Genomic DNA, 17,970 nt, shown 5'->3' on the forward strand with positions numbered 1-17,970 from the left:
TGGGACAGCGCATGGGCAGGATGGTGTAACCATCCGGCGATAGCCACCCATGCGCTAGACAGCAGGCTCCCGAAGGAGCCTTTTTTTATGCCCGAAATCGAGTTTTCATTTTTCCAAACCTCAGCAGATAGCGGAACAAACGTATGACCGGCACAGATAATCAGGCGAGCAGCAATCAGATGACAGGCGCGGAGATCGTGCTGCAGGCGCTCAGGGACAACGGCGTCAAGCACGTATTCGGTTATCCGGGCGGCGCTGTTCTGCCGATCTACGACGAAATTTTTCAGCAGGACGATATCCAGCACATCCTCGTGCGCCACGAGCAGGGCGCAGGCCACGCAGCGGAAGGCTATGCCCGCTCGACCGGTAAGGTCGGCGTCATGCTGGTCACTTCGGGTCCGGGCGCGACGAATGCCGTCACGCCGCTGCAGGACGCACTGATGGATTCGATCCCGCTGGTTTGCCTGAGCGGCCAGGTTCCCACGTCCCTGATCGGTTCTGACGCCTTCCAGGAATGCGATACGGTCGGCATCACGCGGCCCTGCACCAAGCACAATTGGCTGGTCAAGGATGTCAACAAGCTCGCTGCGGTCATCCACGAAGCGTTCCGCATTGCCCAGTCCGGCCGTCCGGGTCCCGTCGTCGTCGACATTCCGAAGGATGTTCAGTTCGCCACCGGCACCTATACGCCGCCGGAAGCGCATGATGTCCAGAAGAGCTATCAGCCGAAGGTTCAGGGCGATCTCAACCGGATCAAGCAGGCTATCGAACTGATGGCAAATGCGAAGCGGCCGATCATCTATTCCGGTGGCGGCGTCGTAAACTCCGGTCCGGAGGCTTCGAAACTGCTGCGTGAGCTGGTCGAGCTGACGGGCTTCCCGATCACCTCGACGCTGATGGGCCTCGGCGCCTATCCGGCATCCGGTAAAAGCTGGCTCGGCATGCTCGGCATGCATGGTTCTTACGAAGCCAATATGGCGATGCATGATTGCGACGTGATGGTCTGCATCGGCGCGCGCTTCGACGACCGCATTACCGGCCGCCTGAATGCCTTTTCGCCGAATTCGAAGAAAATCCACATCGACATCGATCCGTCCTCGATCAACAAGAACGTTCACGTCGATATCGGCATCCTCGGCGATGTCGGCAATGTTCTGGAAGATATGGTTCGCCTGTGGCGGGCGCTGCCTCACAAGCCGGCGGCGGATCGTCTTAACGATTGGTGGACGAATATCACACATTGGCGTGCGCGCAATTCCTTCGCCTACAAGCCGCATGACGATGTCATCATGCCGCAATATGCGATCCAGCGTCTCTACGCGCTGACCAAGGACCGCGATACCTACATCACCACGGAAGTCGGTCAGCATCAGATGTGGGCGGCGCAGTTTTACGGCTTCGAGCAACCGAACCGCTGGATGACATCGGGCGGCCTCGGCACCATGGGTTACGGCCTGCCGGCCGCTCTCGGCGTACAGATCGCCCATCCGGAAAGCCTCGTCATCGACATTGCCGGCGATGCCTCGATCCAGATGTGCATTCAGGAAATGTCGGCGGCGATCCAGCACAATGCGCCGATCAAGATCTTTATCTTGAACAACCAATATATGGGCATGGTGCGCCAATGGCAGCAGTTGCTGCACGGCAACCGCCTGTCGCACTCCTACACCGAGGCCATGCCCGATTTCGTGAAGCTCGCTGAAGCCTATGGTGCCGTCGGCCTGCGCTGTGAAAAGCCCGGCGATCTCGACGCGGCGATCCAGGAAATGATCGACGTCAAGAAGCCGGTCATTTTCGATTGCCGCGTTGCCAATCTCGCCAACTGCTTCCCGATGATTCCGTCGGGCAAGGCACATAACGAGATGCTGCTGCCGGATGAAGCGACCGACGAAGTCGTCGCCAACGCCATCGACGCCAAGGGTCGGCAGCTCGTTTGATCGGAAAGCCGGGACACGGTAGGTTTGCCGTGTCCCCCGGCCGCTGGACCAATCACCATTCAGTCAGGATCGCGCTGGCATCCTGACCATAAGAACCGAGGAAACGGAACAAGGACAATGACCGCACACCTTCAACCCACGGGCTCCGCCTATTTCATTTCGCCGGAAACCGCGGCGGCCGAGAGCCATACGCTTTCGGTGCTGGTCGACAACGAGCCCGGCGTTCTCGCCCGCGTCATCGGCCTCTTCTCCGGTCGCGGCTATAACATCGAAAGCCTGACCGTTTCGGAGACCGAGCATCAGGCCCATCTGTCGCGCATTACCATCGTCACGCGCGGCACGCCGCAGGTGCTGGAACAGATCAAGGCGCAGCTTGAACGCATCGTGCCGGTTCATCGCGTCGTCGACCTGACGGTGCGCGCCCGCGAACTCGGCCAGGAGCGGCCGATCGAGCGCGAAGTGGCGCTGCTGAAGGTTGTCGGAAGCGGCGAGACCCGCGCCGAAACGCTGCGGCTGGCCGATGCCTTCCATGCCAAAGTGGTGGATGCGACGGTCGAGCATTTCATTCTCGAGATCACCGGCAAGTCATCGAAGATCGATCAGTTCATCGCCATTATCAAGCCGCTCGGCCTGATCGAAGTTTGCCGCACCGGCATTGCCGCCATGAACCGCGGCTCCCAGGGAATGTAAGGAAGCCTGCCGTTCACCGGTCTATCAGCGTCGCGTAGCTTGCGCGGCGCTCGGGGCGGATAGGTTGCGTCATCAATGAGGTCATGTCGGTGACGTTTTCTGCCGCGGAGAGTCCGCCTGATATCGGCGAGAAGAGCTGGCATCCTCCGGCAGGGATGAGTCTCGGCGCCACCTTTTATGTCCGCAATGCTTTTCCTTGGCTTGGCCAATATTTCGGGTCGCAGAAGATCGCGTCTACGCTATCGCCCGGCATCGGCGGCGTGCTTTCCTGGGGCGGCCGCGCACCCGCAAAGACGGCGGCAGCGATCTCGCGGTTGCGGGGATTGCCACACTGGAATCTCGAAGACGGTTTTCTGCGCTCGGTAGGCCTCGGCAAGGCCGGTGCAATCCCTCTTTCGATCGTGGTCGACGATCTCGGTCTCCCCGTAGACGCAAGCCGGCCCTCGCGCCTTGAACGCCTGATCGCCGGCGCGGAAGATGCCGGAGAACTGGGCAGGGCCATCCGCGAACAGATCGTCCGCAATCGGCTCTCCAAATACAATCATCTGCCGCACAGGTCGCCCGCGATCGAGCGGACGACGAAGCGTCGCATCCTGCTTGTCGATCAGGTCGTCGGCGATATCTCGGTCGGCAAGGCGCTCGGCTCGCGCGCCTCGTTCGAGCGGATGCTTGCCGACGCTTTGGCAAGCGATGCGCAATGTCTGATCCGGACGCATCCGGATGTCATGGCCGGCCACCGCAAGGGATATCTGACCACGGAAGCCGCCGGCAAAGGTGGTGCGGTATTTCTTGATGATGCTGTATCGGTCGCATCGATTCTTGATGTCGTGGACGAGGTCTGGACCGTCTCCAGCCAGTTCGGTTTCGATGCGCTTCTGCGCGGCATCCCGGTTCGCTGCTATGCGGCGCCGTTTTATGCCGGATGGGGTGTGACGGAAGATCAATTCGGCGTCTACACGAAAGCCGTTCTCGCCGACAGACGAACCAGGCGGCGGACCGTCGATCAAATCGCCGCTGCCGCCTTTTCGCTTTATCCGACCTATCGCAATCCCGCGGACTGGCGGGTGATCGATGTTTTCCAGGCGATCGAGCTGATCGTCGCGCAGCAGCGCGCAGAGGTCGGTAGTTAAAGCATCTCCAGCGGCTTCTTTCGCGCCGGTGGCGGGAAGGCGGCGTCGAGGGTGGCCCAATCCTCATCGGTGATGTCGAGCGAGACGGCGTCGCGGTTTTCTGCAACGCGTTGCGGATTGGAGGTTTTGGGAATGGCGATCACGCCGTCGCGCTCCAGCAGAAAGGCGAGCGCAACCTGCGCCGGCGTTGCCTGATAGGTCTTGGCGATGTGGATCAGATTCGGATGATGCGCCAGCCGGCCCTGTTCGATCGGTGAATAGGCCATAATCGGGATGTTGCGCTCCTGGCACCACGGTAGCAGATCGTATTCGACGCCGCGTCGGCCGAGATTGTAGAGCACCTGATTGGCGGCGACATTGCCGCCATCGGGAACCGCGAGCAGTTCCTCCATGTCGTCGACGTCGAAATTCGATACGCCCCAGGCGCCGATCTTGCCTGCGGCTTTCAGGGCTTCGAAGGCAGCCACCGTTTCGGCCAGCGGATACTCTCCGCGCCAATGCAGCAGATAAAGGTCGATGCGGTCGATTTTCATTCGCTTCAGGCTGCGGTCGCAGGCTTGAATAGTCCCCTTGCTACTTGCGTTGTGAGGATAGACCTTGCTGACGACGAACACCTCGTCGCGCCGTCCCGCGATCGCCTCGCCGACGATTTCCTCCGCGCCGCCTTCGCCATACATTTCGGCGGTGTCGATCAGCGTCATGCCAAGATCGAGCCCGGCCTTCAGGCTGGCGATCTCGTCACTGGTCCGGGCGGCTTTTTCGCCCATGTTCCATGTGCCTTGGCCGAGTGCGGGAACCGTGATGCCGGAGGGGAGAGTGACGGTAGGAATGGGGTCGCGCATGGCCTGTCCTCGCTGCTTGAGAGGCGAAGGATAAGGGCATTCATCGGGAATTCAATCAGGCCATTCATGTCACCGTGACAATCCTGTCATGGCATTCGATTCCAGGGCGAATTAGGGTCGCGCAGCATAGGCGCCGCTATGAGTGATGCGCATCGCGAGATGGACGCTTCCTGCTGACCAAAGAGCGGCGTTCGGAGGGACTTCATGCCGCTGAATACATTCCTGGCTCTTCTGTTGTTTGCTTTCACGACGTCGATCACGCCTGGGCCGAACAATATGATGCTGTTCGCATCGGGCGTGAACTTCGGTTTCCGCCGCACGATCCCGCATATGCTCGGCATCGGCGTCGGTTTTCTGTCGCTGCTGCTGGGCGTCGGGCTGGGGCTCGGGGCAGTGCTGCATACCGTTCCGGTGCTCTATACCGGCCTGAAATTCGCCGGCGGAGCCTATCTCGTCTGGATCGCCTGGAAGATCGCGACGTCGCGCAGCCTCAGCGAGAAGGAAAGCGGTGTCGAGCCGATGAGCTTCCTGAGTGCCGCCGCCTTTCAATGGGTCAATGCCAAGGCCTGGGTGATGGCGGTCACGGCCATGGCGACCTACACCAATCCGCAGCTCTACCTGATCAGCGTGCTGCTTGTCGGCTTTGCCTTTGCGGCGGTCAACATTCCCAGCGTTTCGACCTGGGCAGGTTTCGGCTCGGCCCTGCGCGACTGGCTTTCCGACCCCGTTCGCCTCAAGTGGTTCAACATCACCATGGCTGTCCTGCTGGTGCTCAGCCTCTGGCCGATGTTAAAATAGCGATATGGATGGCTTGTTGAGCATCAGCCAGAGGATGCCGATGACAGCGAAAAAGGCGGGGAAGCCGCAAGCAAACCAGATGTGATAGAGGCGGTGGTAGGCTGCCGGCAGCGGCGTTTCGGTCGCGGATGCCGTCCGGGCGAGATCGCGCAGGCGGAGCTGTATCCAGACGACCGGCAGCCAGAAAACTCCGGTCAGCACATAGAGCAGCAGGGACAGAGCGATCCATCCTTCTTCGAGTGACCAGCCGATCGATTGTGCAAGCAGATAGCCGGTGACCGGCTGTAGGATGACGGCCGTTGCCGTAAAGATCGTGTCGGCGATGACGACTGTGCCGGCAACATGTGCGATCACCTTGGGGTCGCCCGTGCGATGCGCCATCACCATGAAGAATGCGATGCCGGCGCCGGTGCCGAAAAGCACGGTAGCGCCGATGACATGCACGAGGCGAAGAAGCTCCTCTCCCAGCATCAGCGCTCCTCCAACACCGCAAGCGTGGCAAATGTCAGCAGGATCGACGGCAGCGCTTTGACGAGTGGCCCGAGAGGATCGAGCCAAAGCGATGGTTCGAGCAAGGTGCCGCCGGCAAGATAGCCGAGCGTAACGGCAAGCATTCCGAACAATGCCGACCGCGCGAAAGGCCGCACGAGAACAAATGCGCCGAGGGCTATATCGAGAAAACAGGTGATCAGGGTCAACGCCATTGCCAAGCCATCCGGCATAAAGGGCAGGAGGTGCCGGCTTGCGCCTGTCGGGGCCAGTATCGGGATGATGCCCGACAGCATCCAGAAGAGCGCCAGGCCAGAGATCATCAGCGGCTTTAACAAATAGAGGCGGGCAAACCACAAATCCTGAACGCCGGAAGGATTGGCCTCCAGCGTTTCGGCTGCTGTCGCCAGGCGTCGGCTTGGGAGGTGTTGCCCATCTCTTCGACTGAGAACGCCTTCTGACATCACGGCCATCGCAGTCGATCGGAGCGGCGAGCGCCATCCGAGCTTGCCGGCGATGTCGGCCATCCACGTCACCGGCTTTGCGAAGCTGGCCGGTATCGGCACGACCTGCGCTGGCGGCAGGCCGAGCCAGTTTCGATGAAGGATGACGAGTTGGCGGAGTGTCAGTGCTTCACTGGCGGCAAGATCGATGTCGGTGCCGGATTGGAGTTCGCCGGCAATTGCAGCCGAAACGATCGCTGCGACATCGTCGACCGAGACGGTTTCGACAGGGCTTTGTGCATGAATGAGAGGCAGGAGATAGGGTATGGCGGCAAGCGCGCGTAGCAATGCCGTGCCGCCATGCGCATTGCGGCCGAGGACGAGCGCCGGCCGCAGGATAATATGGTTGAGACCGTTTGCCGCCAGCGCCTTGTCAGCATTGCGCTTTGTCGCCAGGAATGGTTGGTCCCGACCACCGCCTTCCGTGCGCGCGGAAATCTGCACGACGAGCTCGATTGCCGACTGTGCGGCTGCGGCATAGAGCGCCAGCATCGCTTTTTCCTGCGTGGCGGCGAGATCGTCGGAAAGCCCGTCTTGAAGGGCTCCGGCGCAGTTGATGACGATCCGGTGGCTGCTTAGCGCTGCACGCCAGTCCGATGGATCGGTCATTTCAGCCAGATCGGCTTTGATCCAGTCAATCGAAGGGTGTTTTATGCGCGCCCGGTCAGGATTGCGAGCAAGACCTGTGACCATATGCCCGTCTTTGCGCAATCGCGCCGCGATCACAGAGCCGATGAAACCAGTTGCGCCAAGAATCAAAATCTTCATGCTGGGCAGACTAGCTAAACGCGCTAACAATGCGAGAGGGTTGCGGCATCTGATCGCGGTTGCAACCGTGGAGAAGGCGCTTGGCGCCTCGATAGCAAAGGCTTAGATTTCTGGCCTATTCGACGGGGAGATACATCATGCACGATCATGACGACCACCATCACCATGATCATGACAACCACTATTCCGACATGCAGGCGCGCGTGAAGGCGCTGGAGACGCTGCTCACGGAAAAGGGGCTGATCGATCCGGCAGCGATCGATGTCATCGTCGAGACCTATGAGACCAAGGTGGGGCCGCGCAATGGGGCGCAGGTGGTGGCGAAAGCCTGGAGCGATCCGGAATTTGCCGAATGGTTGAAGCGTGACGCGACGGCGGCGATTGCCAGCCTGGGTTTCACAGGGCGGCAGGGCGAGCATATGCGGGCGGTGTTCAATACGCCTGAAACGCATAATCTCATCGTTTGCACGCTCTGCTCCTGCTATCCCTGGTCGGTGCTCGGGCTGCCGCTGGTCTGGTACAAGGCGCCGGCGTATCGCTCCCGCGCCGTCATCGATCCACGCGGTGTGTTGGCCGAATTCGGTCTGACGCTGCCTGAGGGGAAGACGATTCGCGTCTGGGATTCGACGGCGGAGCTGCGCTATCTCGTCATCCCGGAACGTCCTGATGGCACCGAGGGCATGAATGAGGCTGATCTTGCCGACCTCGTTAGCCGTGACGCGATGATCGGTACCGCGATCGCCAAGGCTCCGGAGGTGACGCTATGAACGGGCCGCACGATCTCGGCGGGCAGATGGGTTTCGGGCCGGTCGCGCCGGAACCGAACGAACCGGTCTTCCACACGGAATGGGAAAAGCGGGCGCTTGGCGTCACGCTCTCCTGCGGTGCCTTCGGCGCCTGGAGCATCGATGAAAGCCGGCATGCGCGCGAAAACATCCCTCCGGCCGAATATCTTGCCGCCAGCTATTATGAGATCTGGACGCGCGGGCTCGAGACGCTGCTGAAACGGCATGGTTTTGTAACGCAGGAGGAGCTGCGAACCGGCCATTCGTCGGGGCAGGGAGTTGTTCCGAAACGCATCCTGAAGGCCGATATGGTTGCCGGTGCGCTCGCCAAGGGCGGCCCTTGCGATCGGCCGGTCGATGCAGCGCCGCTTTTTGCGGTCGGCGATCGCGTGCGGACGAAGAATATCAATCCGACAGGACATACGCGTTTGCCACGCTATGCGCGCGCCAAATCGGGCGTAGTCGAGGCCGTGCAGGGCTCGTTCGTCTTCCCCGACGACAACGCCCACGGCAAGGGCGAAAATCCGCAATGGATCTACACGGTCGTTTTCGACGCCCCGGAAATTTGGGGCGAGGGCGCCGATCCAACGCTTACCGTCTCCATCGATGCCTGGGAGAGTTACCTTGAGTGCGTGTGAAATCGCCTCGCCCCTGGCGCAATCGCCGCAACTGCCAAAATCCACCGATGGTGAGCCGGTCTTCCCCGAACCCTGGGCGGCGGAGGCCTTCGCCATGACCGTGCATCTGTATGAGAAGGGCTTGTTCAGTTGGGGCGAATGGGCGGAGCAGCTTTCCGCCGAATTGCACAGGCCGGGCAGGGCCGAAGACGGCAGCGACTATTTCGACTGCTGGGTGGCGGCATTGTCCGGCCTGCTGGTCAGCCGCGGCATCGCCGACGCCGGCGCGATCCTCGACCTGCAAAGAAGCTGGCAGCGCGCGGCGGAAGCGACGCCGCACGGCAAGCCGATCTTGCTTGAGAACGATCCGGAACGCTGAGGGGCCTAAAGCTCGTCGCGATCTTTCAGATACGCTCCCACGCTTTAGCTCTTTGTTTGTGCATGTCGTTTTCGCAAAACCGCCGCACACTTTTGCGCGACATGCACTAAGACGAAAACTGCTTGTAGCATTCGTCCGCCACCTGCCTCAGCATGTCGCGCGAAATTTCGCCGGTGACGGCATAGCCGAGCTTGCCGTCTATCCAATAGAAGGTCTCGACCGTGCCGACGCTGGTAAAGCGGAAACTGGTTGTGGTGTTTTCCTTGTTGCTGCCGATGAGCACGGTCAGGCGCTGGCCGGTGGCGTTCTCATACATGAAGAGTGCACCGGGCGTGCCGTTGATAGGCAGCAGCCGGCCGCCGACAAGCTGGAAACCGAGCGTCTGCAGGCTCGGCACCTTGAGACCGGCGATATTCATGCGCTTACCGAGCCAGGTGGCGAGATGCGCTTCCTGATCCGCGCCGACCTCGACCGGATGGCGGACATCGCTTGCGTAGACGACGAAGGCCGATTGCGCCTGTCGTGGCAGGGCTTCGATAGCCGTCACGCGAAGGTCCGGCTGTGTCAGAAGCGGCGGGCCGAAATGGCCGGCGGCAGCGCCAACCAGGAAGATCGCCAGAGAGGCCGCAGCCATCGGCAGCCAGCGAAGCCGTGGTGATGTTGCAGGCACAGACGCCGTGATGGGCGGTGATACCAGCTCGCGGTCGCCTTCCTTCGAGATTGCATATGGCGCAAACAATGCCTTGATGTCGGCATTCTGCGCCTGCCAGGCGGAAATCAGGTCCGCTTCCTCCGGATTTTCGGTAAGCCAGGCTTCCAGCCGGGCGTGATCGTCCGCCGGCAGCAATCCGTCGGCAAAGGCGTGGAGATCCGCTTCGGTCACGGTCGGGTTACGTTCGCTCATTTCGGTCTCCGAAGCGTAATGACATTCTCGGCATTCATCAGACTGCTCATTTTCCGGCGCGCTCGAGACAGGCGCGACATCACGGTGCCGATCGGAATATCCAGTGTGGTGGCGACGTCCTGATAGCTGTAGCCTTCGACGACGACCAGCATCAGTACGGCGCGATAATCCTCCCCGAGGCTGTTCAGCGCCGCTTCCAATCGCGAGCGCTCCAAAGGATCGCTGCTGGTCTCGGCGGCCGGCAGATCGGTGCTGTCGTCAAGATCGACGAAATTGCGACGACCTTGCTGGCGCAGGCCGTTGCGGTAGAGATTGGTCATGATGGTGAGCACCCAGCCGCGCAGGTTCAGCCCGCGCCACTGGCTGCGCCGCGCCAGCACCTTTTCCACGCAGTCCTGAAGAAGGTCTTCGCCATCGGCGTCGGATCGGGTGAGGCTGCGCGAATAGCGCCTTAACGAGGGGAGGAGCGCCAGCACCTCCGCCTCGAAGCTGTCGGGCGCGGGGAGAGCTCCCCCCGCATCCCTGTCGGTCCGATCAGGGCCGTGCGGCATCCCACACACCCTTGAAGCCATCGCCGGCAACTTCACCGGCCTTGGTATCCTTCATAAAGAAATAGAGCGGCATGCCGTCCTTCGCCCATTGCTTCTTCCCGTCTTTGCGGGTGATGATCGAATATGCGCCTTCTGCCTTGGCTTTGCTATCGGCCATCAGCGGCGGCCATGCCTTGGCGCAGTCGTCGTTGCAATTGGAGACACCCTTCTTGTCATTCTTGAAGGTGTAGAGCGTCATGCCGTTTTCGCCTGTGAGAACCTTGCCCTTGGCGCTCTCGCCGGTTTTTACCGGGGCTGCGGCAAAGGCCGACGTCGCTACGGCCGATGCCATGACCAGGATCGGCAAGAATTTCGCGGCTTTCATGATGTTTCTCCTCGGAATGGTAGACCTATGGTCTAGGCCCCACGTTTTGCGTTGCCGAACATGAGACGCGAATTGCCACGATTTTATTCCCAACAATTCTGGGTTTTTTACTGCTTGCTTCTGCCGGCCGAATCCTGCCAAGTCGGCCCATGCAATTCGCGCCACAACAAGACGAAGCGCTCAAGGCCGTTGCCAAATGGCTGAAGGAACGGCGCTCGCCGCTGTTTCGCCTGTTCGGCTATGCCGGTACGGGTAAGACGACGCTTGCGCGGCATTTTGCCGAGCATGTCGATGGCGAGGTGCTGTTTGCTGCCTTCACCGGCAAGGCGGCGCAGGTGCTGCGCTCGCGCGGCGCCAGCAACGCCAAGACCATCCATTCGCTGATCTATCGCCCGCGCGGCGAAGAGGCTGTCGAGGACGAAGAGACCGGCAAGACGTCGATCGCTCCAATGTTCACCATCAACCGGCAGAGCCCTGTCGCCAAGGCAGCGCTGATCATCGTCGACGAATGTTCGATGGTGGACGAAGCGCTCGGCAAGGACCTGATGAGTTTCGGCACGCCGATTCTCGTGCTTGGCGATCCCGGTCAGTTGCCGCCGGTCTCAGGCGGTGGTTTCTTCACCAACGAAGAGCCGGACTATCTGCTGACGGACATTCACCGCCAGGCCCGTGACAATCCGATCATCCAACTCGCCATGCATGTGCGTGAGGGCAAGGAGATCATGCACGGCGACTACGGCACGGCGAAGGTGATTTCGAAGAATGAGGTGACGCAGCCACTGGTACTCGAGGCGGATCAGGTGTTGGTCGGCACCAACCGTACCCGCCGACGTTACAATCAGCGACTGCGCGAGCTCAAGGGTTTTACGGCCGAATATCCGCAATCCGGCGACAAGCTGGTCTGCCTGCGCAACGACCCCGCCAAGGGCCTGCTCAATGGTTCGCTCTGGCAGGTGATGACGTCGTCCAGGGAAACCACGAAGCCGGGCATCAATCTGCTGGTGCGGCCGGAAGATGACGACATGGATCGGGGTGCGGCGAAGATCAAGCTGCTGAAGCAAGCCTTCGAGGATGTCGAAGGCGAAATCCCCTGGTCGACCCGCAAGCGCTATGATGAATTCGATTACGGCTATGCGCTTACCGTGCATAAGGCGCAGGGTTCGCAGTGGAATAACGTCGTGTTGTTCGACGAAAGCTGGGCGTTTCGCGATACGCGCGAGCGCTGGCTCTATACGGCGATCACGCGCGCCGCCGAGACGCTGACGATTGTCCGGTGAAGCTTACTTGCTCACTTCGTGATTAGGTGGGGTAACCTCTGCGCCAGACGCTAGAGGTCAGATGTCTTCGCCATGAGAATAGCGGAGTTCTGGGGTGCTGTCATAGTCAAGGAGATCGGTGACTTTCTGCATCTGCCGGTTCAATTGGGACATCTCAACGATCAGTTCGCGTTTGCGGTGGTTGAGGGCCGTGCGGAAGATAGCCTCGGCACCATCAGATGTTTCCGCCTCGTCAAGCTTTTCCATGATCTCCTGAATGACGGCGATCGACATGCCGGCTTCGCGGCAAACCGTGATGACGGCCATGCGCAGCACATCGTCGATGCCGTAGATGCGCATCAGCCCGTGGCGATCGGCCGAGATCAGCCGCTTTTCCTCGTAGAAGTGCAGCGTCCTGTGCGTCACGCCGAAAGCGCTGGCCATATCCGCAATGGCAACCGACCCCTCCGGCAGGTCAGACGGAATTGCCGTCTCAGGCAGGAACCGGTACTTGGCGCGCGCCCGAGAAACAAGATTGGCGGCAGCAAACGGACGTTTGGAACCGTCAGACATGAGTCCCTCCATATTTCCATCCCCTTTTGATCGCGGCGCCCCACGCCACGATTGAGTGCCTATTTTTTTGTCTGACGGAGGAGGCCGAAGCTACGCCCAACTCGCTTTCACAATGACGCGACCAACAAACGCAGATGTCGCCGATGAAAATTCTTAGGTTTCATAAGGACAAATTTACCGTGGGCGAACTTTTGGCCCCCTCATTCCCGGACGAATCAAATCAGGCGCCCGATACAATGACGCTATCGGGTTTCGGGGAAATTATAAGTTGCCCGAAGGGGGTATCGTCGGACGGGTGAGACGGCAAAAGAGGGGAGGACCATCAATCTTTTGCATGAATCGATATTCGAATCTCGTTGGTCTTGCGGCGTGCAATCGCATAAAACGGATGTATTATCCTCTTTATAAATCATGGATTTCGATCATGCCCGCCAAGCTCTCCGTGAACCTCAATGCTATTGCCATGTTGCGTAACCGGCGCGACCTTCCCTGGCCGAGTGTCACCGGCTTGGGACGGATCGCTCTTGCCGCCGGTGCCAGCGGCCTGACGGTGCATCCGCGGCCCGATCAGCGGCACATCCGCTTCTCCGACCTGCCCGATATCCGGGCATTGATCGACGACGAATTTCCGGAGGCGGAGTTCAATATCGAAGGCTATCCGACCGACGAGTTCTTCGATCTCTGCGCATCCGTGGAGCCGGAGCAGGTGACGCTGGTGCCCGACGATCCCTCACAGGCGACGTCCGACCACGGCTGGGATTTCCGTAAAAATCGCGATCTGTTGGCCGAGGTCGTTGCCAAATACAAGAAGATCGGCTGCCGCGTTTCCTTGTTTGCGGATGGGGACGGCGATGCCGAGGCCGTAAAGATTGCCAAGGAGGTTGGTGCTGACCGCATCGAGCTTTACACCGGTCCCTATGGCGGCTGCTATGACGCACCGGAGCGGGCTGCCGTCATTCTCGATGGTCTCGGCAAGACTGCGGACGCGGCATTTGCCAACGGCCTTGCTGTCAATGCCGGCCACGACCTGACGGTTGCCAACCTGCCGGCACTCCTCAAGCGCATCCCTGGGCTCGCAGAAGCTTCCATCGGGCATGGGCTGACCGCCGATGCGCTGGAATATGGCATGGCGGAGACGGTGCGGCGGTTTTGTCGGGCATGCGGGCAGGCGGTTTGATCGGCGGGATCTGCGGCTGATCAGGCGCGCTCGTCTTTTGCCGCGCCCTTTTGCCTGGCCCCTCATCCTAGCCTTCTCCCCGCATTGCGGGGAGAAGGGACGACAGCGCAAGCCATTGATTACATCACTCGGTTAGAGTTCATGCTTGAGGCATGAAAACTCCCTCGCCCCGCGTTGCGGGGAGAGGGCTGGGGTGAGGGGCCATGCGTGAAGGTGCGGCAAAGACGGCCTCGCCTGACCATCCCATAGACTTAGCCGAGCAACGCGGCCTTATGTTCCTCGACGAAGCTGCGCAGCGTCTGCGGCTCCTTGCCGGTCAGCTTATTGAAGTCGTTCGTGAGGATATTGAAATTGCCAGCGCGGATGTTGGCGTCGGCGGAGACGAGCATGTCGACGACGAATTTCGGCAGGCCGGCGCCGGTAAGGCCAGCGGCGAACTGTTCGTCGTTGACCTGCACGACTTCCAGCGGCCGGCCGGTGATCTTGCTAACGACGCTTGCGATGTCCTCGATGGTGACGGCGGTCGAGCCCGTCAGCGTGTAGGTGGCATTTTCCGTCGTGTCGGAAGCCAAAGCGGCGGCGATGGCCAGTGCGCAGTCTTCGCGGCTGATATTGCTGACGCGGCCACCGGCGCTCGAGGTGTACCACTTGCCGACTTCGAGGCTGTGGGGCAGGCCGTGCAGGTGGTTGTCGAAGTACCAGGCGTCGCGCAGGATCGTGTAGCCGATGCCGCTTGCCTTGATGGCATTTTCCGTGCCGAGGTGATCGGGCGCGAAGATGACGAGGGAGTTTTCCGGGGCTGGCATCGAGGTATAGAGGATGTGCTTGACGCCAGCGGCTTTCGCGGCCTCCACGGCAGCCGTGTGCTGCTTGAGGCGCTGGCCGGGGACGGCGAGCGCGTCGGTGCTGATGATCAGCAGGCGATCGACGCCGGCGAAGGCAGCGGACAAGCTGGCGGCATCATCGAAATCGGCCTTGCGGGTGACGACGCCCTTGGCGGCGAGGTCGGCAAGCTTCTCAGGGCTGCGGGTCGCGGCAATGATGCGGCCGGGGGCGACCTTGTATGTCTCCAGCAGGTGATGGATGACGCGCTGGCCAAGCTGACCCGCGGCGCCGGTGACGAGAAGAGTGCTGCTCATATGGTTTTCCTTGTTTGACCGCCGCGGACTTGCAGAGGTTTGTCGCTCTCAAAAAGAGACTAGCTCTACATTGGCGTTTGACTTCGATCTGTAAAGGAGGCAGTTTTTTGGCTCTACGTTACCAAAAGGGAACTGTCTTGAGCGCCAGCACTGTCGTCAATCTGCGTAGCACGAAGGCACCGTTGCGTGCCGTCGATATCAGCAAGGTCACGTTTACGGATTGCCCGGTGCGGGATTTGATCTCGCAGATCGGCGGCAAATGGTCGGTGCTGTTGCTGGAGGCCCTGGCGCAGCGACCCTATCGCTTTGGCGAGCTGCGCCGCATGGTGCCCGATATTTCCCAGCGGATGCTGACGCAGACGCTGCGCGAACTCCAGCGCGATGGCTATATTGGTCGTGAGGTTTTCCCGACCAAGCCGCCGAGCGTTGAATACCGCATGACCGATCTTGGCTATTCGCTCTACGAGCCTTTGGCGCAGCTTCTGAACTGGGCTGAGGCCAATCAAGAGGCCGTGCGCGTCGCAAGAGCTCATTTCGATCAATCGCAAGACTGAGCGCATCCGGTGAAATCCCTGAAAATTGCGATCGTGGGCGCCGGACCTGCGGGCCTTGCTGCCGCCTTGCTTCTTTCCCGCGCCGGCCATACGACGGAGATTGTCGAGCGGTTCGACAATCCTGCGCCGGTCGGATCCGCCCTGATGCTGCAGCCGACCGGCCTGACCGTGCTGGAATCGCTCGGCCTCGGCCCCGCCATCCACGCCGCCGGCAATCGCATCGACCGGCTGTTCGGCACCGAGACGAAGCGTGGCTGCATCGTTCTTGACGTGCGTTATGACAGGCTGGCCGGCGGGCGGTATGGGCTGGCTGTTCATCGCGCCGCGCTGTTCGATACGCTCTACGACGAAGTCTCCGCACGGCGACACCTTGTCTTTACCGGACGGCGGGTGACTGGCACGTTGGAAGAGGGCAGTCAGACCTATCTCATTATCGAGGGTGGAGAGCGGGTGGGGCCGTATGATCTTGTCATCGACGCGAGCGGTGCGCGTTCTGAATTGATCGCTGCGTCGCCGGTCGCACCACGGACGCGCAATCTCGCCTATGGCGCCTTCTGGGCGACGCTGGATTGTCCGGATGGGTTGGTGGATGAGAAGGCGCTGACGCAGCGCTACGACCAGGCGCAAGTGATGATCGGCGTGTTGCCGATTGGACAGCGGAGGCCGGACCTGCCGAAGCAGGCGGCGTTGTTCTGGAGTTTGAAGATCGCGGATGCCGATGAGGTGCGCAGGCAGGGGCTCGATCGCTGGAAGTCGGCGGTCCGCGGCTATTGGCCGGAATGCCAGCCGCTGCTCGATCAGATTATCGATTGGGATCAGTTGACGCTGGCGCGCTACACCCATCGAACCGTGGCCATGCCCTATTGCGGCCGTACAGTCTTCGTCGGCGACTCCGCACATTCGACGAGCCCGCAACTCGGGCAGGGCGCCAATATGGCGCTGCTGGATGTGGCGGCGCTTGCACATGCGTTGGCGGGCAACGAGGATATCGGTGCAGCGCTTGCCGACTATACCAACGCGCGGCGGATGCATGTGCGGCTGTTTCAGTTGCTATCGCTGGTGTTTACGCCGTTCTACCAGTCGGATTCGACAGCACTGGCCTGGGTCCGGGATCGACTGGTTGCCACCATCGCCAAGGTGCCGCCGGGGCCGCAGATCTTGGCCTCGATTGTCTCCGGCACTTTGATCGATCCCTTTGCTTCGGCCGGCCTCAGCGAATGCGATTGGCTGCGGAGTGTCGTTCCGCAGCCATCCTGATCATTTCTGCCGTTCGGTCAGGAAGATGAGCAGCGCCACCACCGGGAAGCAGACGCCAATCCATGAGGCGAGATTCCAGCCGCCGGTGGCATAGGCCCAGCCGCCGATTGCCGAGCCGAACGCGCCGCCGGCAAAGAATGTCGCCATGTAAAGACCATTCAGGCGGCTGCGATGTTCGGCGCTCAGCGCAAAGATGGCGCGCTGGCCGAGCACGAGATTGGTCTGCACGCCGAAATCGAGCAGGATGCCGGAGAGTGTCAATGTGACGAGCGCCAGCAGCGAGCCGCTACCGGAAGCGTGGCCAATGAGGAAAGCGATGATGGCGAGCACCAGGGCGAAGGTGGTGGCAAGCTTCGTCCAGCCGCGATCGGCGATACGACCGGCAATCGGCGAAGCGACCGCGCCTGCGGCGCCAGCCAGTGCGAAGAGGGCAATACCGTTCTGCGTCAGGCCGAAGGCAGGGCTTGCCAGCAGCAGCGGCGTCGTTGTCCAGAACAGGCTGAAGGCACCGAACATGCAGGCCTGATAGAGCGCGCGGCGTTGCAGCACCGGCGTATGCAGCGCGAGATGGCCCATTGAAGAGAGCAGTTGGCCGTAGTGCAGCTTGGTGTGCGGAACGCGGGTCGGCAGGGCGATGCGAAGAATGATGGCAAGCCCGATCATGACGCAGGCTGAGAGGATGTAGACCGTATGCCAGGAGGAGAGTTCCGACAGGAAGCTCGCCGCTGGCCGGGCCAGCATGATGCCGCAAAGCAGGCCGCTCATGACATTGCCGACAACTGCGCCGCGGCTGGCATCCGGCGCCATGTGGGCAGCGAAAGGCACCAGCACCTGTACGGCCACCGAGGCGAGGCCGATGCAAAGGGAGGCAAGCAGGAATAGCGATGGCGACCAAGCGAAGGCGGCGCCGACGAGCGCCACGGCCGAAAGGCCGATCAAGGTCAGCACTAGCCTTCGGTTTTCCAAGAGGTCACCGAGCGGTACGATCAGCAGCAGGCCGAGGCCATAGCCGATCTGCGTCAGCGTCACGATCAGACCGGTCGCTGCCGGCGTGAAGCCGAGCGCCTGGCTGATCGGGCCAGCCAGCGGCTGGCCGTAATAGAGATTGGCGGCCACCAGCCCGCAGGCGGCAGCGAACATGAAAGTCATCAATGGCGAAATGGTCTTCTCGGGGAGCGGAGCGCTCTCGCGTCTCGCTGCGGCGGTTGCAGACATATCTTGATCCTTGATGCGGGCGGGGGAACGCTTCCCCGAATA

General features: G+C 61.0%; 19 protein-coding genes and 1 pseudogene. 11 read left to right on the plus strand and 9 right to left on the minus strand.

From position 1 onward, the window contains the following. The first annotated feature begins 143 nt into the window (after positions 1–143). The 3 genes from GGD50_RS10175 (at position 144) to GGD50_RS10185 (ending at position 3,757) form a co-directional block, all read left to right on the plus strand. Positions 144–1,937 carry an acetolactate synthase 3 large subunit gene (locus GGD50_RS10175; RefSeq protein WP_107108411.1) on the plus strand — a complete coding sequence of 598 codons (1,794 nt, stop codon included), beginning with the start codon at positions 144–146 and terminating at the stop codon, positions 1,935–1,937. A 117-nt stretch (positions 1,938–2,054) separates the two neighbouring features. Then, positions 2,055–2,627 carry an acetolactate synthase small subunit gene (gene ilvN / locus GGD50_RS10180; protein ID WP_107108410.1) on the plus strand — a complete coding sequence of 191 codons (573 nt, stop codon included), beginning with the start codon at positions 2,055–2,057 and terminating at the stop codon, positions 2,625–2,627. A gap of 155 nt (positions 2,628–2,782) precedes the next feature. Next, the gene (locus tag GGD50_RS10185; RefSeq protein WP_107108560.1) at positions 2,783–3,757 is read left to right on the plus strand and encodes a capsular polysaccharide export protein, LipB/KpsS family; all 975 of its coding nucleotides are present in this window, start codon (positions 2,783–2,785) and stop codon (positions 3,755–3,757) included. On the opposite strand, the gene GGD50_RS10190 is transcribed toward GGD50_RS10185, so the two are convergent. Next, positions 3,754–4,599 (minus strand): aldo/keto reductase, encoded by an 846-nt coding sequence (locus tag GGD50_RS10190; RefSeq protein ID WP_107108409.1) that lies wholly within the window; start codon positions 4,597–4,599, stop codon positions 3,754–3,756. The genes GGD50_RS10185 and GGD50_RS10190 overlap by 4 nt on opposite strands. A 204-nt stretch (positions 4,600–4,803) precedes the next feature. On the opposite strand from GGD50_RS10190, the gene GGD50_RS10195 reads away from it, so the two are divergent. Beyond that, positions 4,804–5,397, plus strand: a complete 594-nt coding sequence (locus GGD50_RS10195) for a LysE family translocator (protein ID WP_107108408.1) — start codon at positions 4,804–4,806, stop codon at positions 5,395–5,397. Here GGD50_RS10195 and GGD50_RS10200 read toward each other — a convergent pair. Together GGD50_RS10200 and GGD50_RS10205 are read right to left on the minus strand one after the other, a co-directional pair. Continuing rightward, positions 5,389–5,865, minus strand: a complete 477-nt coding sequence (locus GGD50_RS10200; protein WP_107108559.1) for a DUF2269 family protein — start codon at positions 5,863–5,865, stop codon at positions 5,389–5,391. The two genes, GGD50_RS10195 and GGD50_RS10200, sit on opposite strands and share 9 nt — an antisense overlap. Before the next feature lie 2 nt (positions 5,866–5,867). Next, positions 5,868–7,157: an SDR family oxidoreductase gene (locus GGD50_RS10205; RefSeq protein ID WP_107108407.1), complete on the minus strand. Its 1,290-nt coding sequence runs from the start codon at positions 7,155–7,157 to the stop codon at positions 5,868–5,870. A 137-nt stretch (positions 7,158–7,294) separates the two neighbouring features. Here GGD50_RS10205 and nthA point away from each other — a divergent pair, with 137 nt between their 5' ends. The 3 genes from nthA to GGD50_RS10220 are packed head-to-tail and all read left to right on the plus strand — an operon-like array spanning position 7,295 to position 8,938. Further along, the gene (gene nthA, locus GGD50_RS10210) at positions 7,295–7,924 is read left to right on the plus strand and encodes a nitrile hydratase subunit alpha (protein WP_107108406.1); all 630 of its coding nucleotides are present in this window, start codon (positions 7,295–7,297) and stop codon (positions 7,922–7,924) included. Beyond that, positions 7,921–8,580 carry a nitrile hydratase subunit beta gene (gene nthB, locus GGD50_RS10215; protein WP_107108405.1) on the plus strand — a complete coding sequence of 220 codons (660 nt, stop codon included), beginning with the start codon at positions 7,921–7,923 and terminating at the stop codon, positions 8,578–8,580. The genes nthA and nthB overlap by 4 nt, the downstream gene beginning before the upstream one ends. After that, entirely contained in the window at positions 8,567–8,938 is a 372-nt protein-coding gene (locus tag GGD50_RS10220) for a nitrile hydratase accessory protein (protein ID WP_107108404.1), read from the plus strand. Before nthB ends, GGD50_RS10220 begins: the two co-directional genes overlap by 14 nt. 106 nt (positions 8,939–9,044) lie before the next feature. Here GGD50_RS10220 and GGD50_RS10225 read toward each other — a convergent pair whose 3' ends face one another. Genes GGD50_RS10225 through GGD50_RS10235 form a run of 3 tightly spaced genes read right to left on the minus strand, consistent with a single transcriptional unit; the run spans position 9,045 to position 10,757 of the window. After that, positions 9,045–9,842, minus strand: a complete 798-nt coding sequence (locus GGD50_RS10225) for an anti-sigma factor family protein (protein ID WP_107108403.1) — start codon at positions 9,840–9,842, stop codon at positions 9,045–9,047. Next, positions 9,839–10,393 (minus strand): RNA polymerase sigma factor, encoded by a 555-nt coding sequence (locus GGD50_RS10230; RefSeq protein WP_107108402.1) that lies wholly within the window; start codon positions 10,391–10,393, stop codon positions 9,839–9,841. Before GGD50_RS10230 ends, GGD50_RS10225 begins: the two co-directional genes overlap by 4 nt. Further along, positions 10,377–10,757, minus strand: a complete 381-nt coding sequence (locus GGD50_RS10235; RefSeq protein ID WP_104823502.1) for a COG4315 family predicted lipoprotein — start codon at positions 10,755–10,757, stop codon at positions 10,377–10,379. Before GGD50_RS10235 ends, GGD50_RS10230 begins: the two co-directional genes overlap by 17 nt. A 149-nt stretch (positions 10,758–10,906) precedes the next feature. Here GGD50_RS10235 and GGD50_RS10240 point away from each other — a divergent pair, with 149 nt between their 5' ends. Continuing rightward, the gene (locus GGD50_RS10240) at positions 10,907–12,034 is read left to right on the plus strand and encodes an ATP-dependent DNA helicase (RefSeq protein ID WP_107108401.1); all 1,128 of its coding nucleotides are present in this window, start codon (positions 10,907–10,909) and stop codon (positions 12,032–12,034) included. 87 nt (positions 12,035–12,121) lie between these two features. On the opposite strand, the pseudogene GGD50_RS10245 reads toward GGD50_RS10240, so the two are convergent. Next, positions 12,122–12,586, minus strand: a pseudogene (locus tag GGD50_RS10245) (MerR family transcriptional regulator); the annotation flags it as partial. Positions 12,587–13,010: 424 nt separating this feature from the next. On the opposite strand from GGD50_RS10245, the gene GGD50_RS10250 reads away from it, so the two are divergent. After that, a complete protein-coding gene (locus GGD50_RS10250) occupies positions 13,011–13,763 on the plus strand; it encodes a pyridoxine 5'-phosphate synthase (RefSeq protein ID WP_107108558.1) in 753 nt (250 codons plus the stop codon). 251 nt (positions 13,764–14,014) lie between these two features. On the opposite strand, the gene GGD50_RS10255 is transcribed toward GGD50_RS10250, so the two are convergent. Further along, positions 14,015–14,902, minus strand: a complete 888-nt coding sequence (locus tag GGD50_RS10255) for an SDR family oxidoreductase (RefSeq protein WP_107108399.1) — start codon at positions 14,900–14,902, stop codon at positions 14,015–14,017. A 137-nt stretch (positions 14,903–15,039) separates the two neighbouring features. On the opposite strand from GGD50_RS10255, the gene GGD50_RS10260 reads away from it, so the two are divergent. Both GGD50_RS10260 and GGD50_RS10265 read left to right on the plus strand, forming a co-directional pair. Next, positions 15,040–15,456 carry a winged helix-turn-helix transcriptional regulator gene (locus tag GGD50_RS10260; protein ID WP_107108398.1) on the plus strand — a complete coding sequence of 139 codons (417 nt, stop codon included), beginning with the start codon at positions 15,040–15,042 and terminating at the stop codon, positions 15,454–15,456. Positions 15,457–15,465: 9 nt separating this feature from the next. Continuing rightward, entirely contained in the window at positions 15,466–16,713 is a 1,248-nt protein-coding gene (locus tag GGD50_RS10265) for an FAD-dependent oxidoreductase (protein ID WP_107108397.1), read from the plus strand. On the opposite strand, the gene GGD50_RS10270 is transcribed toward GGD50_RS10265, so the two are convergent. After that, positions 16,714–17,928, minus strand: coding sequence for an MFS transporter (locus GGD50_RS10270; protein WP_107108396.1), 1,215 nt, complete (start codon positions 17,926–17,928; stop codon positions 16,714–16,716). Positions 17,929–17,970 lie beyond the last annotated feature (42 nt).

Origin of the sequence: Martinezella paranaensis, assembly GCF_014200235.1 — a bacterium.
Lineage (GTDB): Bacteria > Pseudomonadota > Alphaproteobacteria > Rhizobiales > Rhizobiaceae > Rhizobium > Rhizobium paranaense.

Excerpts from the sequence above, each read along its gene's own strand:
- GGD50_RS10175 (WP_107108411.1), top strand. The coding sequence starts at position 144 with ATGACCGGCACAGATAATCAGGCGAGCAGCAATCAGATGACAGGCGCG.
- ilvN (WP_107108410.1), top strand. The coding sequence starts at position 2,055 with ATGACCGCACACCTTCAACCCACGGGCTCCGCCTATTTCATTTCGCCG.
- GGD50_RS10185 (WP_107108560.1), top strand. The coding sequence starts at position 2,783 with ATGAGTCTCGGCGCCACCTTTTATGTCCGCAATGCTTTTCCTTGGCTT.
- GGD50_RS10190 (WP_107108409.1), bottom strand. The coding sequence starts at position 4,599 with ATGCGCGACCCCATTCCTACCGTCACTCTCCCCTCCGGCATCACGGTT.
- GGD50_RS10195 (WP_107108408.1), top strand. The coding sequence starts at position 4,804 with ATGCCGCTGAATACATTCCTGGCTCTTCTGTTGTTTGCTTTCACGACG.
- GGD50_RS10205 (WP_107108407.1), bottom strand. The coding sequence starts at position 7,157 with ATGAAGATTTTGATTCTTGGCGCAACTGGTTTCATCGGCTCTGTGATC.
- nthA (WP_107108406.1), top strand. The coding sequence starts at position 7,295 with ATGCACGATCATGACGACCACCATCACCATGATCATGACAACCACTAT.
- nthB (WP_107108405.1), top strand. The coding sequence starts at position 7,921 with ATGAACGGGCCGCACGATCTCGGCGGGCAGATGGGTTTCGGGCCGGTC.
- GGD50_RS10225 (WP_107108403.1), bottom strand. The coding sequence starts at position 9,842 with ATGAGCGAACGTAACCCGACCGTGACCGAAGCGGATCTCCACGCCTTT.
- GGD50_RS10230 (WP_107108402.1), bottom strand. The coding sequence starts at position 10,393 with ATGCCGCACGGCCCTGATCGGACCGACAGGGATGCGGGGGGAGCTCTC.
- GGD50_RS10235 (WP_104823502.1), bottom strand. The coding sequence starts at position 10,757 with ATGAAAGCCGCGAAATTCTTGCCGATCCTGGTCATGGCATCGGCCGTA.
- GGD50_RS10240 (WP_107108401.1), top strand. The coding sequence starts at position 10,907 with ATGCAATTCGCGCCACAACAAGACGAAGCGCTCAAGGCCGTTGCCAAA.
- GGD50_RS10250 (WP_107108558.1), top strand. The coding sequence starts at position 13,011 with ATGCCCGCCAAGCTCTCCGTGAACCTCAATGCTATTGCCATGTTGCGT.
- GGD50_RS10255 (WP_107108399.1), bottom strand. The coding sequence starts at position 14,902 with ATGAGCAGCACTCTTCTCGTCACCGGCGCCGCGGGTCAGCTTGGCCAG.
- GGD50_RS10270 (WP_107108396.1), bottom strand. The coding sequence starts at position 17,928 with ATGTCTGCAACCGCCGCAGCGAGACGCGAGAGCGCTCCGCTCCCCGAG.